This is a genomic window from Actinocrinis sp. (assembly GCF_035946395.1).
GTDB lineage: Bacteria > Actinomycetota > Actinomycetes > Streptomycetales > Catenulisporaceae > Actinocrinis.
In genome coordinates this window covers 1-15361 of sequence record NZ_DASYZI010000115.1, presented here as the reverse complement: position 1 = coordinate 15361, position 15361 = coordinate 1, and the positions used below count along the sequence as shown (strand labels likewise).

Below are 15361 nucleotides of genomic sequence, written 5' to 3'. Positions count from 1 at the left end.
CGCCTATCACCGGGTCGCCTCCAGCGCTTGGGTTTCCTGCGGTTGCGCGTCAAGACCGGGCGGCGCGCCGTCGGCCAGTTTGCGCAGGATGAGCACGAGCGCGAGCGCCAGACCGAGGTAGATCAGAATGGTGGCGAGCAGCGCCCAGCCGAGGCCGGTGGTCTTGGTGGCCGCATCGGCCACCAGCATGTGCTGGTAGACGATCCATGGCTGCCGGCCGCCCTCGGTCACCTCCCAACCGGCCAGCATCGCGACCATGGCGGCCGGTCCGCTGAACGCGGCGGCCCACAGCCACGGCCTGGTGTGCGCGATCCGCGGCAGGGCGCCGCGCCGCCGCGCCCGCCACCAGCGCCATGCGCCCCAAGCCGCGATCAGCAGAATCACCGTGCCGAGGCCAACCATCGTGTCGAACGCGAGGTGCACCACGGCCGTCATCGGCTGCCGGTCGACCGGAGTCTGGTCCAGGCCGGGGACCACCGCGCCGGGTTTGAAGTCCAGCAGCAGGGACAGCCCGTCCGGGATCCTGACGCCGCCGACCAGCTGGTGCGTCCGCGCGTTGTAGAACCCGCCGATGGTCAGCGGCACGTGCCCGGAGGTGACGTAGTGCGCTTCCATCGCGGCGAGCTTGGCGGGCTGCGTCGTGGCCACGTCGCGTGCCGCGAAGTCGCCGACGAGCAGCTGGATCGGCGCCAGCACCAGGATGACGGCCATGCCGAGATTCAGGGCGTTGCGGTGATAGGGGTCACGCCGGCCGCGCAGCATGCCGACCGCGTATACGGCCGCCACTGCGCCGCCGGTGCACATGAGCGCGGCGACGAGCATGTGACCGGCCTCGGTCCACGAGGTGGAACTACGGAAGATCGCCCACGGATCGGCCACCACCTTCCCGTGCGCGACCCCGATGCCGACCGGATCGTTCATCCAGGCGTTGGCCATGACGATGAACAGCGTGGACAGCGTGCCGGAGATCGCGATCGGCCAGAGGACCAGCCAGTGCGCCCGCGGCGACAGGCGCCGCCCGCCGTAGAGGTAGAGGCCCATGAAGATCGCCTCGGTGAAGAACGCGAAGGCCTCCAGCGTGAACAGCAGCCCGATCGCACCGCCGTAGGTCGCCATGAAGGTCGGCCACAGCAGGGCGAACTCGAAGGAGAGCACGGTGCCGGATACCGCGCCGATGGCGAACAGCACCGCCATCACCCGGGCCCACTTGCGGGTCAGCGCGTGCCAGGCCCGGTCACCGGTCCTCAGCCAGCGCCCCTCCGCATAGAGGAGCAGCCACGGCAGCCCGACGCCGAAGACGGCGAACAGGATGTGGAACGACAGCGACAGCGCGGTCTCGATCCGCGCGACGACGAGTCCGGACATCGATCGGCTCCCCTCGGTCGCACGCCGGCGGCATCGACGGGTATTTTCTACGTCCCGTAGAAGTTCTTTCGACAGTAGAGTAGTCCTCATGGCGAGGCTCGGCGAACTCGAACGCGCGGTCATGGACGTGCTCTGGAACACACCCGAACCGGTTCCGGCGACCCGGATCGTGGAGGAGCTGCCGCGCGAGCACGCCCCGGCCATCACCACCATCCTCACGGTGCTGGACCGCTTGGGCGGCAAGGGCTTCGTCACTCGGCAGCGGCACGGCCGCGCCTACCGGTACTCCGCGACCACGAGCCGCGCCGAGCTGATCGCGAGCACGATGCTGGAGGCGCTGGGCACCACCAGCGACCGGCGCTCGGCCCTGGTGCACTTCGCCGGCTCGGTGTCGCAGGAGGAGAAGGCGCTGCTGCGCGAGCTGCTTGAGGAGACTCCCGCCCACGGCTCGAACGCCTGACCGCGACGGCTGGCTACTGCGATGTGGCTGATAGCCGCCGCCGCGAGCGCCGTCACCGCCGTACTGCTCGCCTGGCCGGTGCCTGAGGCGCTCTGCGCCGCGAACTGGACGAAGCGCTCGCCGCGGGCCGCCATCGTGCTCTGGCAGCTGGTCGGGCTCGTCGGCGGGCTGAGCGCGATCAGCACCCTGCTGCTGCTGGGCATCGCGCCGCTCGGCAGGGACTGGACCGCGCTCAACGCGATCGCGCTCGTGCTCGCCCTGCTGCTGTTCTCCTGGCTGGTCGGGGTGCTGGCCACCTCCGCCGTGCGCATCGAGCGCGACCTGCGGCGCCAGCGGGCCGTGGTGGACCTGCTCGGCCGGGCCGAGGCCGACGGCGTGCGCGTGCTCGACCATCCCGAGCCGCTAGCGTACTGCCTTCCCGGCCCGCATCCCCGCATCGTGATCACCGACGGTGCCCTCGCGGCGCTGCCTCCGGACGAACTGGCCGCCGTCCTCGCGCACGAGCGCGCACACGCCGCCGGACGGCACGAGTTGGTCATCCAGCCGTTCGTGGCCTGGCAGTCCGCGCTGCCGTTCCTGCCGCCCGCCCGCAGGGCGACCGCAGCCGTGGCCGAGCTGGTGGAGATGCTGGCCGACGACGCCGCCGCACGAGCCACCAGCCGCCGCACGGTGGCGCGCGCGCTCGCACGCGTCGGCGCAGGGCGTCCGCCGGGCATGTCAGACGCCATGAGCGGCTCCATGGCGGAAGCCGTCGGCGGCACTGAGCAGACGTCCGTTATCGCACGCGTTCGGCGACTTACCTGAGACGGGGACGAATCGTGGTCGAGCTCAAGACACCCGGAGAGATCGAGGCGATGCGCGCCGCCGGGCGCGTCGTCGCGCAGTCCTTGGCCGCGGTCCGCAAGCACGCCGCCGTGGGCGTTCGGCTGACCGAACTGGACGAGGTGGCGCGCGAGGTCCTGCGTTCCGCCGGTGCCACGTCGCCGTTCCTGGGCTATCGGCCGCGCTTCGCCCCGGTGCCGTTCCCGGCCGTGATCTGCACCTCCGTCAACGACGCAGCACTACACGGCATACCGACGCGTTATCAGCTGGCGGACGGAGACCTGCTGAGCGTCGACTGCGGAGCGACGCTGGACGGCTGGACCGGCGATTCCGCCATCTCGTTCACCATCGGGCGCGAGCACGAGAGCGACAAGCGCCTGATCGACACGGCGTACGACGCGCTGAAGGCCGGTATCGCGGCAGCCGTCGCCGACGCGAAGATCGGAGACATCTCGGCGGCCATCGGCGCCGTAGGGCGTGCGGGCGGCTACGGGATCAACACCGACTTCGGCGGGCACGGCGTCGGGCACACCATGCATGAGGACCCGTCGGTGCCCAACGAAGGACGCGCCGGACGCGGCCTGCGGCTGCGCCCCGGACTGGTCATCGCGATCGAACCCTGGTTCCTGGCAGGCGGCAAGGACGACTACCGGATCGACGACGACGGCTGGACCATGCGCAGCGCGGACGGCAGCCGCGCCGCGCACGTGGAGCACACCGTCGCGGTCACCGCGCAGGGACCGCTGATCCTGACCGCGCTCTGAGTCCAGGTCAGGACTTGTGGATGCGCGGATCGGCTTCCTCGGCGGCGCGCTCGCGCCGCCTGGCGGCTTCGCGCCGCCGCGGGTTCTGCGAGCGCAGGATCGTGATGACGACCGCGACGAACGCGACCGCCATGATCGTCGGCGGTATCAGGGATTCGAGGTCCTTCAGCACGTCTCACCTCCACGGCGTCGTCGGCCGTTGACCGCTACGCCCCAGGGCGAACGAGCGGGAAGAGAATGGTCTCGCGGATGTTCTTGCCAGTCAGCATCATGATGAGCCGGTCCATCCCCATGCCCATCCCGCCGGAGGGCGGCATGCCGTACTCCAGGGCACGCAGGAAGTCCTCGTCCAGCTGCATCGCCTCCTCGTCGCCGGCGGCGGCCAGCAGCGACTGCGCGGTGAGCCGGTCGCGCTGGTCGATCGGGTCGGTCAGCTCGGAGAACGCGGTGGCCCGCTCGGTGCCCAGGATCACCAGGTCCCACTTCTCCGACACCCCGGCCTTGGTGCGGTGCCTGCGGGCCAGCGGGGAGACCTCGGTCGGATAGTCCATCAGGAACGTCGGGGCGATGGTGTCCTCTTCGAGCAGCCGCTCGATCATCTCCAGCACGATCTGCCCGTGCCCCCACTTCGGCTCGTAGGGCACGTCCGCCTTGTCCGCCAGTTCGCGCAGCCGCTCCACCGGGGTCTCGGGGGTGACCGGCTCGCCGAGCCGCTCGGAGATGCCGTCGTACACCGAGATCTCGCCCCACGGCTCGGCCAGGTCGAGCTCGTGCTCGACGCCGTGCGCGTCCAGGCCGCGGATCACCGTCGTGCCGTTGACTGCCACCGCCGCGTTGAGGATCAGCTGGCGGGTGAGCTCGGCCTGCGTGCGATAGTCGCCGTACGCCTCGTAGCACTCGATCGTGGTGAACTCCGGGTTGTGCGTCGCGTCCGCACCCTCGTTGCGAAACAGCCGCCCGATCTCGAAGACCCGGTCCGCGCCGCCGACGATCAGCCGCTTGAGGGGCAATTCGGTGGCGATGCGCAGGTACATGTCCATGTCGTACGCGTTGATGTGGGTGCGGAACGGGCGCGCGCTGGCCCCGCCGTGCACCGTCTGTAGCACCGGGGTCTCGACCTCGATGTAACCCTCGCCGTGCATGGTTTCCCGGATCGAGCGGATCATCGCCGAGCGCTGGCGCATCATCGAACGCGCATCCGCGTTGACGATCAGGTCCACATAGCGCTGGCGCACCCGCGCCTCGGGATCGGACAGGCCCTTGTGCTTGTCCGGCAGCGGCCGCAGACACTTGGCGGTCATCTGCCAGGAGTCCGCGAGGATGGACAGCTCACCACGCCGCGAGGTGATCACCTCGCCGGTGACGCCGACATGGTCACCGAGGTCGACATCCGCCTTCCAGTCGGCGAGTGCCTGCTCGCCGACCCGGTCCAGCGAGACCATCACCTGGATCTCCGCCTCACCCTCGCGGATCGTGGCGAAGCACAGCTTGCCGCCGATGCGCGAGAGCAGCACCCGCCCGGCCACCGCCACGCTCTGCCCGGTCGCGGTATCGGTCTCCAGGCCCTGGAACCTCTCGCGCACCTCGGCGATGGTCGCAGTACGCGGATAGCCGACCGGGAACGGCTCGACCCCCCGGGCCTTGATCCGCTCCAGCTTCTCCCGCCGCACCCGCATCTGCTCAGGCTCGTCGTTCGCGGGGCTGCCAGCGGTCTCGGTGGGCTCGTCGCTCATGGGGTAAAGCTTACGGGGCGGCCGTGCTCAGCTGGTCCCGATATTGCGCTCGTACACCAGCCGCAGGCCGATCAGGGTAAGCCAGGGCTCGTGTGCGTCGATGACGTCGGCCTCCTCCAGGACCAGCGGCGCGAGGCCGCCGGTGGCCACCACGGTGACGTCGTTGGGGTCGTCGGCCAGCTCGTCCGCCATCCGATTGACCACGCCGTCGATCTGCCCGGCGAAGCCGTACAGGATGCCCGCCTGCATGCACTCGACGGTGTTCTTGCCGATCACCGAGCGGGGCCTGGCCAGTTCGATCTTGCGCAGCTGCGCGCCGCGGGCGCCCAGAGCGTCCACCGAGATCTGGATGCCGGGGGCGATGGCGCCGCCGATCCACTCGCCGCGGGCGGAGACCGCGTCGAAGGAGGTGGCGGTGCCGAGGTCCACCACGATGCAGGGCGCGCCGTAGAGGTGGACCGCCGCGAGCGCGTTGATGATCCGGTCGGTGCCCACCTCCTTCGGGTTGTCCACCAGCACCGGGATGCCGGTCTTGACCCCCGGCTCGACCACCAGGGACGGGATGTCCCCGTAGTAGCGGCGGATCATGTCGCGCATCTCCTGCAACACGGACGGGACCGTGGAGCACAGCGCGATCCCGTCCACGCCGCCGTCGCCGACCAGCGGATGGTTGTTCATCAGTCCCTGGAACAGCACGGCGTGCTCGTCGGCGGTGCGGTTGGGGTCGGTGGAGACCCGCCAGTGCTCGACGATCTCCTCTCCCTCGAAGAGGCCGAGCACCGTGTGGGAGTTGCCGATGTCGATGGTGAGCAGCATGGCTGGGGCTCCGGTGGGGGAAGCGCCGGGTGGGTCGGCAGGGGTCGGTCCGGCTGTGTTCTGGTTTTCGGCTTTGCTCGTTCGCGGTGCTGTCCTGGTGTCGCAGGTGTCTCAATCGGTGCGGAAGTCGCAGCCGATGTCCAGGATCGGCGCGGAGTGGGTGAGCGCGCCGACCGACAGGTAATCGACTCCGGTCTCGGCGGCGGCGCGAGCCTGGTCCAGGGTCAGTCCGCCGCTCGCTTCGAGCCTGGTACGACCATACGGCTCGTTACGCCCGACGAGCAGCACCGCGGCCCGCATTCGCTCGGGCGTGAAGTTGTCGAGAAGCACCAACTCCGCGCCGGCCTCGACCACCGGGAGCAGTTGGTCGAGCGTGTCGACCTCCACTTCGATCGGCAGGTCGGGGCAGCGTTTGCGGACCGCCTCGAACGCCTCGACGGCACCGCCGGCCGCCACGACGTGGTTGTCCTTGACCATCGCGGCGTCGGACAGCGACATCCGGTGGTTGACGCCGCCGCCGCAGCGCACCGCGTATTTCTCCAGCCTGCGCAGGCCGGGGGTGGTCTTGCGGGTGTCGCGGATCTTCGCTCCGGTGCCCTCGACCGCGTCCACCCACCGGCGGGTGAGGGTCGCGATGCCGGACAGGTGGCAGAGCAGGTTGAGCGCGGTACGTTCGGCGGTCAGCAGGTCACGGACCCGGCCGGACACGGTGAACAGCACAGTCCCGGGCTCGACGCGCTCGCCGTCCGCGACGTGGAACTCGATCGCGGCGTCACCGCCGGAGACGACGTCAAGCGCGGTCGCCGCGACCGGGATACCCGCGGCGACCCCCGGAGCGCGCGCGGTGAAGTCGGCGACCGCACGGGCCGTCTCGTCCACGGTCGCGGCCGTGGTCACGTCGATGCCGCCGTCAAGGTCCTCCTCCACCGCATTACGCACGACGCGCTCGACCCGGTCGGGGTCGAGTCCCGCGTCGATCAGCAACTGTGCGGTCTGGGCAGCGATCACCGGGCGTCCTCCTTCACAGGCTGTGCCGGATTCACAGGCGGAGCTGGATTCACAGACGTGGCGGGGCCGAAATCCACCGCCGCCGAGACGGGGCTGCGAGTGATGTGCAACCCCCCGGCGGTGACCTGCGCGATCTGCCGGACCCGCCAGTGCGCGTCGTCGGCGGGGAAGTCCTCGCGCCAGTGCGAGCCGCGGGTCTCCTCTCGTCGCGCGGCCACGTCGGCGAGCACCGTGGCGACCTGCTGGAGATTGGTCGCCTCCCAGGCCTCGGCGCGCGGCTGCGCGTCGGTCCTGTCGAGCAACACGTCGAGCTCGGTGGCAGTGCTTTCGAGTGACTGCGCGCTGCGCAGCACTCCGGCGCCTGCGCTCATCGCCTGCTGCGTCGCGGACCGGACCGAGGGGTCGAGCAGGAGCTGCGGGCGCAGATCCTCGATCGGCTCGCCGGGCGCGTCGTCGCCGTCCGGGCCGAAGGCGCGGGCCAGGTCGCGGCCGATCCGGTCGGCGAACACCAGGCCTTCGAGCAGCGAGTTGGACGCGAGCCGGTTGGCGCCGTGCACACCGGTGCAGGCGGTCTCGCCGCAGGCGTAGAGGCCCGGGATCGAGGTGCGGCCCCAGTGGTCGGTGAGCACGCCGCCGGACGCGTAGTGCGCGGCGGGGGCGACCGGGATCAGATCGCGGACCGGGTCGACGCCGTGGTCGTGCAGCGACTCCCAGATGGTCGGGAACCGGCCGCGCCACTTGTCCTCGCCGAAGTGCCGGGCGTCGAGCCAGAGGTGGTCGAGTCCCGCCTCGTTGGCCCGCCGCATGATCGCCTTCGCCACGATGTCGCGCGGGGCGAGGTCGGCCAGCTCGTGCAGCCCGGTCATGAAGCGCTCGCCCTTGGCGTCGACCAGGAACGCGCCCTCGCCGCGCACCGCCTCGGAGATGAGCTGCTGCTGACCGCGCGCGCCGTCGCCGAGCCAGAGCACGGTCGGGTGGAACTGGACGAATTCGAGGTCCGCGACCCGCGCCCCGGCCCGCAGCGCCAGCGCGACGCCGTCGCCGGTGGCCACCGCGGGATTGGTGGTCGCGGTGAAGACCTGGCCGAGGCCCCCAGTGGCGAGCACCACGGCCCGGGCGTGTACCGCGCCGACGCCGTCGCGAGCACCCTCGCCCAGAACGTGCAGCGTCAGTCCGGCGGCGCGGCCGGAAGCGTCGGTGAGCAGGTCGAGCACCAGGGCGTGATCGATGACCTCGATCTCGTCGACGAGTTGGTCGAGCCTGGCCAGCAGGGCACGGGAGACTTCGGCCCCGGTCGCGTCGCCGCCCGCGTGGATGATCCGGTCGGCGTGATGCCCGCCCTCGCGGGTGAGCGCGATGCTGCCGTCCGAGCGGCGGTCGAACTCGGCGCCCCGGTTGATCAGCAGATTGCGCACCGCCGCCGGGCCTTCGGTGACCAGAATGCGCACGGTCTCCGGGTCGCAGAGCCCTGCACCGGCGGTGAGCGTGTCGGCGAGGTGTGCCTCCGGGGAGTCGCCGATGCCGAGCGCGGCCGCTATGCCGCCCTGCGCCCAGCGGGTCGAGCCGTCGGACGGCTGCGCCTTCGTGACCAGCAGCACCGATCCGGCGTGCCGCGCGGCCAGCGCCGCGGTGAGCCCGGCGATGCCGGAGCCGACCACGACGGTGTCGGCGTAGGTGGTCCACCCGGGCGCGGGGGCCAGCAGCCTGGATATGCGGGTCATTTCGCCTCGCCGGTGATGGTCGGCCCCGTGATGGTAAGCGGAGTGTTGTCGATGAGTCGGGTCGTGCCGACCTTAGCGGCGAGCGCGAGGATTGCGTTACCGGTGTAGTCGTCCGGGACTTCGTGGAAGTTGCCCGGGTCGACCAGCGCGAGGTAGTCCAGCACGAGCGGAGGCTCGGCCCGCGCGGCCTCGTCCAGCACGGCCCGTGCGGCGGTCCGGACTGCGGCGGCGGTCGGCTGGATCGCGCCCTCGGCCAGCGCGCGGCTCAGCGCCAGAGCGGTCTGCCGCTGCGGGTCGGACAGGTACCGATTGCGGCTGGAGAGCGCGAGGCCGTCCGGCTCGCGCACGGTGCGCACCCCGACGATCTCGACCGGCAGGTTGAAGTCCAGGGCCATCCGGCGGATCATCGCCAGCTGCTGGGCGTCCTTCTGCCCGAAGAAGGCCAGGTCGGGCGCGGTCAGGTTGAGCAGCTTGAGCACGACGGTGAGCATGCCGCCGAAGTGGCCCGGCCGGGAGGCTCCTTCGAGCAGCTCGCCCATCGGTCCCGGGTCCACGGTGACCGCGGGCGGGCCGCCGGGGTAGACCTCGTCCACCGAGGGGGCGAAGACCACGTCCACGTCGAGCGCCTCGCACTGCTCCACGTCCTCGTCGAGCGTGCGCGGGTAACGCTCGAAATCCTCGCCGGGGCCGAATTGCAGCGGATTCACGAAGATGGTGACAACCACCGTTTTCGCCGCCTGCCGGGCCGCGTGGATCAGCGCGAGATGACCGTCGTGCAACGCTCCCATCGTCATGACGACGGCGGTGCCGCCGAAACGCCCGGCGCGGGCCGCTTCAAGATCGGCGCGGGTGTGCACGACCCTCGTCACTGATCCACTCCGTTCACAGCGTTCGCCCGTTCGACAGGGCTCACCAATGCGGCAGGGCTCATCCGCCGGGTTGCTCTCATTGGCCCGCTCCGCTCGTGGGCGGCTCGCCGAGCACGCCGAGCAGCGGTTCGGCCTGCTCTGCCGTGAGCAGACCGGCGGCCAGCGCCCGGTCGGCGGTCAGCCGGGCCATCGCGAGGTACGCCGTGCGGACGGGTCCGTCCGGAGCGACGCGGCCGAGTTCGGCCAGGTGCGCGGCCACCGTACCCGCGTCGCCCCGGGCGACCGGACCGGTCAGCGCGGCGTCGCCGGAGCGCAGCGCGTTGTCCAGGGCTGCCGAGAGCAGCGGGGCGAGCATGTGGTTGGGGTGGGCCACGCCGCTGGCACGCAGCAGGTCCGCCGCCTGCGCCACCAGCGTGACCAGGTGGTTGGCGCCCGAGGCGAGTGCGGCGTGATAGAGCGGACGGCGTTCTTCGGCGATCCACTCCGGTTCGCCGCCCATCTCGACGACCAGGGCCTCCGCCATCGGGCGGAACTGCTCCGGCGCGGTCACCCCGAACGAGCAGCCGGAGAGCCGGGCGAGATCGACGTCGGTGCCGGTGAACGTCATCACCGGATGCAGGGCCAGCGGCAGCGCCCCGGCCCTGACCACCGGTTCGAGCACCCCGACGCCATAGCGCCCCGAGGTGTGCACGACCACCTTCCCGGGCCGGATCGCGCCGGTCGAGACGAGCCCGGCGACGAGTTGCGCGAGCACGTCGTCGGGCACGGTGACCAGCAGCAGCTCGGCCTGGATGGCGACCTCCTGCGACGGCAGCAGCGGCACTCCCGGCAGCAGTTCGGCCGCACGGCGGCGTGAGCGCTCCGAAACCCCGGAGGCGGCGACCACGCTGTGCCCGGCGCGGGCGAGGGCGGCGCCGAGCACCGGCCCGACCCGGCCGGCACCGATCACCCCGACCGTGAAGCGGCCAGGGCGCGACGAGGTGGGCGTGACGACGTCCGGTGACGGCGCTACGTCTGCGTAACGCGCTGTATCTGTGGACTGCATGTTCGCGGAATGCCCAGCGTCAGCAGGCTGCGCTCGCGAGCCGTCCACGCCTGTCAACTCCCCATCCGTTTCCGTTCCAGTCCCTTGACGGGGTACCGGACGTTGCACAAGCGTACGCGCTCGCGCGGACACACGCTTTGTGCAGTTGAGCGCGTGATGATGCGGGAGAATGGTGATCATGTCGGGTGAGGAGGGTCGGTACGTCGCCGCGCTGGTCGATCGCGCCCGCAACCGGATGCAGCAGGGCGGCTCCCGGCGGGCGCCCGGCACGAGTTTGCGCGTGTTCCGGCTGCACGGCTTCGAACACTGGCTGGTACGCGAGCGCGACGCGTTCGTCCAGACCGCAAAGGCCGCCCTGGCCGCCGCGGTCGCGTGGGGGATCGCCTCGGCGGTGCACGGGGTCAGGGATCCGGTGTTGGCGTCGGTGGCTGCGCTGGTCGTCGTGCAGGTGACGGTCTATCAGTCGGTGCGCCGGGCGATCCAGTACAGCGCGGGCATCGTCGCCGGGATGGTCGCGGCTCTGGCGATCGGCCGCTACCTCGGCGTCAACATGCTCACCATGTCTCTGGTCGTGGTGTTCGGACTGGTGCTCGGCCGCACGCTGCAACTGGGCACGCAGGTCACCCAGGTCGCGGTCACCGGTCTGCTTGTACTGGCATTCGGCAACAGCTACGGCGCGGTACGGGTCGTGGACAGCGTCGTCGGCGCGGTGATCGGCGTGCTGGTCAACCTGGTGATCGCGCCGCCGGCGTTCGCGCGCACCGCGGCGAAGGAACTGGCGGACCTGGCCGACGACCTCGCCGCGCAGTGCACGACGGTGGCGAAGGCGCTGCGCGGCGACTGGACCCACGTGCAGGCCCGCGGCTGGCTGGACCGCAGCCGGGCGCTGGCGTCCTCGGCCCGCGCCGCGCGCAAGGTCGCCGAACAGGCCGAGGAGTCGCTCAAGTACCACCCGCGAAAGTCGGTCCACCTCGACGACGTGCACCGGGTCGACGAGGCGGCCACCGCGCTCGACCACGTCGCGAGTCAGCTCAACAGCCTGATGCGCGGGCTGGCCGATCTGACCGCGGACTTCGCCGGCATCCCGCAGCCGCACCGGGAGATCCCCGAGGAACTGGTACTGCTGCTCGACGACACGGCGAAGGCCCTCAATGCGTTCGGCCGCCTGCAACTGCCGGACAAGGCTGGTCCGCGCGTGTACGACGAGCTCAGCCGCCTGATCACGTCGTCGAAGCCGCATGCCCGTGAGGCAGCGCAGGCGCTGCATCCGGACGAGGACGCGCCGACGATGCTGTGGTCGATCTACGGGGCGCTGCTCGACGACTCGCGCAGAATGCTGCGCGAGCTGGACCCGGACGACGGTCCGCATCGCGAGGGCATCCCGGCCGCCTTACGCGCCTACTCGGCGCACCCCTCACATCAGGCTGTGTGAAGTGGTGTACGCGGCCTAATGCGGCCCGGGACGCACCAGGCCGCTCTCGTACGCGAGCACGACCGCCTGCACCCGGTCGCGCAGCTCCAGTTTCATCAGGATCCTGCCGACGTGGGTCTTCACCGTGGCTTCGGAGAGCACGAGCCGCGCGGCGATCTCCGAGTTCGACAGGCCCTGCGCGACGAGCCCGAGCACCTCCCGCTCCCGCTCGGTGAGCGCGGACAGCGTCGGTGGCGTCGGCGCCGCGCTCGAAGGCAGCAGCGGGGCGAACCGATCGAGCAGCCGCCGGGTGGTGGACGGCGCGACGACCGCGTCGCCGCTGTGCACCGCACGGATCGCCGAGAGCAGTTCCGTCGGCGGCACGTCCTTGAGCAGGAAGCCACTCGCCCCCGCCTTGATCGCGGCGAACGCGTACTCGTCGAGGTCGAACGTCGTCAGTATGAGGATCTTGGGCCGTGCGTCACCAGGGTTGCCCCCGTCGGGCACACTTCTGCTGCCGAGCAGCCGCCGGGTCGTCTCGACGCCGTCGAGGGCCGGCATGCGCACGTCCATCAGGACGACGTCGGCCTTCACCTGCTCCAACAGTTCGAGCGCCGTGACGCCGTCTCCGGCCTCGCCGACCACCTCCATGTCCTGCTGCGCGTCGAGGATCATCCGGAAGCCGGTGCGCAGCAACTCCTGGTCGTCCACGAGCACGACCCGAATCATCGTGCCGTCCCTGGCCGGGCCGTCGGCCATCACGCGGCCTCACGGACAAGTGCCGCCCGATACGGCAGCACCGCCTCGACCTGATACCCGCCTTCGAGGCGCGGGCCGACGTACAGCGCTCCCCCATACATCGCCACTCGCTCCTTCATCCCGGTCAACCCGTTCCCCTGCCCGTCGGTGAGCGCGGCAGCGCCTCTACCGTCGTCGCGCACGAGCATCCGCAGTTCGCCCTCACCGTAGTGCAGCAAAACCTGAGCGCTCACCCGTGGGCCGCCATGCTTGCGCGTGTTGGTCAGCGACTCCTGGATGATGCGATACGCCGCGAGCGCCATGCCCTGAGGCAGTGGTACCGGCACGCCCTCGACCGAGAAGTCGACCGCCAGCCCGGCCGCACGCACCTGCTCAAGCAGATCCTCCAGTTGGTCGACGCCCGGCTGCGGCGCCCGATCGGCCGAATTCGCCTCCGAACGCAGCACCCCGAGCAGGCGCCGCATCTCCGAGAGCGCGGTCCGGCCGGTTTCGGCGATCGTGCCCAGCGCCCGGCGTGTGGTGTCGGGCGACCTGTCGAGCGCGTATGACGCGCCCTCAGCCTGCACGACCATCACCGAGACGTTGTGTGCGATCACGTCGTGCAACTCGCGGGCGATGCGCGCGCGCTCGGCGGCGGCGCCGATCTCGGCCTGCTGATCCCGCTCGCGTTCGAGACGCCGGGCCTTGTCCTCCAAGTCGAGGTAGTAGGCACGCCGGTAACGCATCGAGTCGCCGAGTACCCACGCGATGATCGAAGGCGTCGCCAACACCGCGTACAGCAGGATCCAGTCGGTCCACGAGATCCACGCACGGTTCTTCGGCGGTATCCAGACGGCCATCACCGTGGCGGCGCCGATCAGGCTGACCGCGAAGCCCACCAGTGAAACGCGCCGCGGGCGGTACGCGGCGAGTGCGTAAAGCGCCATGGGCACGGCGAGATCGGACGCGGTGGGCCGGGAACTGAAGAACACCTGGACGCCGCCGATCACGACCACGGCCCAGAACGCGGTGACCGTGAACTGGCGCCGGAACACCAGCGGTGCGCCGATGAGCACGCCGGTCATCTTGCCGATCGGCTCGAAGTGCCCGAACGCGCTCGCCGCACCGAAGAACACCAAGGCGGCCGCCATCACCCCGTCGACGAGCGTGGGGTGGTTCTGGAGCCAGGCATAGAGGCGCGTCACGACACGAGCGTACGAAATCCCCGAGGTCCTGCCCATGCACCGCCGGAGCGAAATGTCGGCTCATCCCGGAGCGGTACGGTCTCATCCCATGGTGGGACACACACGACGAGCCGGTCGATACCAGTGACAGGAAGCGGGTCCGAAGGCGAGATCGAAGGCGAGATCGGAGGCGGGACCGGAAGCGGGTCCGAAAGCAGGCCCGGAAGCGGGACCGGGACCGACTTTCTCCCCTGGTCGGCGGCGATGGAAAGAGCGCTGTACGGGCCGCGCGGCTTCTACCGGACACGCGGCGGCCCCGCAGCGCATTTCCGCACGTCCGTGCATGCCTCACCGCTGTTCGCGACCGCGATCGTCCGACTACTCCGGGAAATCGACGACGCGCTGGGGCACCCCGACGAGATCGCGCTGGTCGACGTGGGCGCGGGGCGCGGAGAACTGCTTGAGTCGGTCCGCACCCAACTCGCGGACGAACGCGACTCCAGCGACCCGCTTACTAGTAATCCGCTCACCACCGACGCGCTCACCAGTGAACTGCTCGCCAGTAACCGCCCCTCAGGTGATCCATTCGCCAGCAATCCCTCCGCTGGTGAACCGCTCACCGGCAATCTTCCCGCCAGTCATCTCCCCACCGACCATCCGTTCGCCAGCGGTCCCCCAGCCAGTAATCCCCCCACCAATGGTCCGCCCGCCAGTGAACCCCTCGCAAGTAATCCCCCTGCCAGCGAACCCCGTGCCCGCGATCCCCTTGTTCGGGATTCACTGGCCGACCGGCTGAGGCTGATCGCCGTCGAGCTCGCCAACCGCCCCGATAATCTGATTACAGAGATCGAATGGCGTAACGAGTTACCCGAAGCTGGCACCGTGACTGGATTGCTCGTCGCCAACGAGTGGCTGGACAACGTGCCGTGCGATGTCGTCCAGGCGACGCATGGCGGCTGGCGCAGCGTGGAGGTCGCGGCGGACGGCACGGAACGCCTCGGCGCCGCGCCGAGCCGCGAGCAACAGGCCTGGTTGTCCACATGGTGGCCGACCGACGGATCGTCAGATCCAGCCGGACCGCCGCAGCGAGCCGAGGTCGGGTCGACTCGGGACGCGGCGTGGCAGAAAGCCGTCGCCGCCCTCGCTCACGGTGTCGCCATCGCGATCGACTACGCGCATACTCGCACGTCCAGGCCACATTTCGGCACCATTACCGGTTACGCACAGGGCCGTCAGACCGTTCCGATCCCCGACGGCTCGTGCGATATCACGGCGCACGTCGCGCTTGACGCGTGCGCAGCTGCGACACGTGCCGAGTGGACCGTGCAGAGCGATCAGCGGACGGTTTTCCACAGCCTGGGGATAACCGGCGCCCGACCCGCGCTCTCGCTGGCGTCGAGTGACCCACGCGGCTACCTGCGTGCG

The 15361-nt window shown here is 70.5% G+C and carries 15 protein-coding genes; 5 read left to right on the top strand and 10 right to left on the bottom strand.

Annotated elements, in window-relative coordinates:
- Positions 1 to 6 precede the first annotated feature (6 nt).
- Complete coding sequence (locus VGS97_RS07470) at positions 7 to 1365, bottom strand: cytochrome ubiquinol oxidase subunit I (protein ID WP_326852516.1); 1359 nt, start codon at positions 1363 to 1365, stop codon at positions 7 to 9.
- A gap of 88 nt (positions 1366 to 1453) precedes the next feature.
- Between VGS97_RS07470 and VGS97_RS07465 the strand changes: the two genes are divergently transcribed.
- Genes VGS97_RS07465 through map form a run of 3 tightly spaced genes read left to right on the top strand, consistent with a single transcriptional unit; the run spans position 1454 to position 3411 of the window.
- The gene (locus VGS97_RS07465; protein WP_326852515.1) at positions 1454 to 1825 is read left to right on the top strand and encodes a BlaI/MecI/CopY family transcriptional regulator; all 372 of its coding nucleotides are present in this window, start codon (positions 1454 to 1456) and stop codon (positions 1823 to 1825) included.
- A gap of 21 nt (positions 1826 to 1846) precedes the next feature.
- The gene (locus VGS97_RS07460; protein ID WP_326852514.1) at positions 1847 to 2629 is read left to right on the top strand and encodes a M56 family metallopeptidase; all 783 of its coding nucleotides are present in this window, start codon (positions 1847 to 1849) and stop codon (positions 2627 to 2629) included.
- A gap of 14 nt (positions 2630 to 2643) precedes the next feature.
- Entirely contained in the window at positions 2644 to 3411 is a 768-nt protein-coding gene (map, locus tag VGS97_RS07455; RefSeq protein ID WP_326852513.1) for a type I methionyl aminopeptidase, read from the top strand.
- A 7-nt stretch (positions 3412 to 3418) separates the two neighbouring features.
- Here the strand turns inward: map and VGS97_RS07450 are convergent, their stop codons facing one another.
- The 7 genes from VGS97_RS07450 to VGS97_RS07420 form a co-directional block, all read right to left on the bottom strand.
- Positions 3419 to 3583, bottom strand: coding sequence for a hypothetical protein (locus tag VGS97_RS07450; protein ID WP_326852512.1), 165 nt, complete (start codon positions 3581 to 3583; stop codon positions 3419 to 3421).
- A gap of 34 nt (positions 3584 to 3617) precedes the next feature.
- Positions 3618 to 5144, bottom strand: a complete 1527-nt coding sequence (lysX, locus tag VGS97_RS07445) for a bifunctional lysylphosphatidylglycerol synthetase/lysine--tRNA ligase LysX (protein ID WP_326852511.1) — start codon at positions 5142 to 5144, stop codon at positions 3618 to 3620.
- Between the two features lie 27 nt (positions 5145 to 5171).
- Positions 5172 to 5960, bottom strand: a complete 789-nt coding sequence (locus tag VGS97_RS07440; protein WP_326852510.1) for a type III pantothenate kinase — start codon at positions 5958 to 5960, stop codon at positions 5172 to 5174.
- A 111-nt stretch (positions 5961 to 6071) separates the two neighbouring features.
- On the bottom strand, positions 6072 to 6968 hold the full coding sequence (gene nadC, locus VGS97_RS07435) for a carboxylating nicotinate-nucleotide diphosphorylase (protein WP_326852509.1): 897 nt from the start codon (positions 6966 to 6968) through the stop codon (positions 6072 to 6074).
- Complete coding sequence (locus VGS97_RS07430) at positions 6965 to 8689, bottom strand: L-aspartate oxidase (protein WP_326852508.1); 1725 nt, start codon at positions 8687 to 8689, stop codon at positions 6965 to 6967. The genes nadC and VGS97_RS07430 overlap by 4 nt, the downstream gene beginning before the upstream one ends.
- Positions 8686 to 9558 carry a pantoate--beta-alanine ligase gene (gene panC / locus VGS97_RS07425; RefSeq protein ID WP_326852507.1) on the bottom strand — a complete coding sequence of 291 codons (873 nt, stop codon included), beginning with the start codon at positions 9556 to 9558 and terminating at the stop codon, positions 8686 to 8688. Before panC ends, VGS97_RS07430 begins: the two co-directional genes overlap by 4 nt.
- A gap of 76 nt (positions 9559 to 9634) precedes the next feature.
- The gene (locus tag VGS97_RS07420; RefSeq protein ID WP_326852506.1) at positions 9635 to 10603 is read right to left on the bottom strand and encodes a Rossmann-like and DUF2520 domain-containing protein; all 969 of its coding nucleotides are present in this window, start codon (positions 10601 to 10603) and stop codon (positions 9635 to 9637) included.
- 178 nt (positions 10604 to 10781) lie between these two features.
- Here VGS97_RS07420 and VGS97_RS07415 point away from each other — a divergent pair, with 178 nt between their 5' ends.
- Positions 10782 to 12035 (top strand): FUSC family protein, encoded by a 1254-nt coding sequence (locus tag VGS97_RS07415; RefSeq protein WP_326852505.1) that lies wholly within the window; start codon positions 10782 to 10784, stop codon positions 12033 to 12035.
- 15 nt (positions 12036 to 12050) lie between these two features.
- Here VGS97_RS07415 and VGS97_RS07410 read toward each other — a convergent pair whose 3' ends face one another.
- A complete protein-coding gene (locus VGS97_RS07410; protein WP_349262024.1) occupies positions 12051 to 12773 on the bottom strand; it encodes a response regulator transcription factor in 723 nt (240 codons plus the stop codon).
- Positions 12773 to 13957 (bottom strand): sensor histidine kinase, encoded by a 1185-nt coding sequence (locus VGS97_RS07405; protein WP_326852504.1) that lies wholly within the window; start codon positions 13955 to 13957, stop codon positions 12773 to 12775. Before VGS97_RS07405 ends, VGS97_RS07410 begins: the two co-directional genes overlap by 1 nt.
- Before the next feature lie 243 nt (positions 13958 to 14200).
- Between VGS97_RS07405 and VGS97_RS07400 the strand changes: the two genes are divergently transcribed.
- On the top strand, positions 14201 to 15361 hold a 1161-nt coding region (locus tag VGS97_RS07400; protein WP_326852503.1), incomplete at its 3' end, for an SAM-dependent methyltransferase.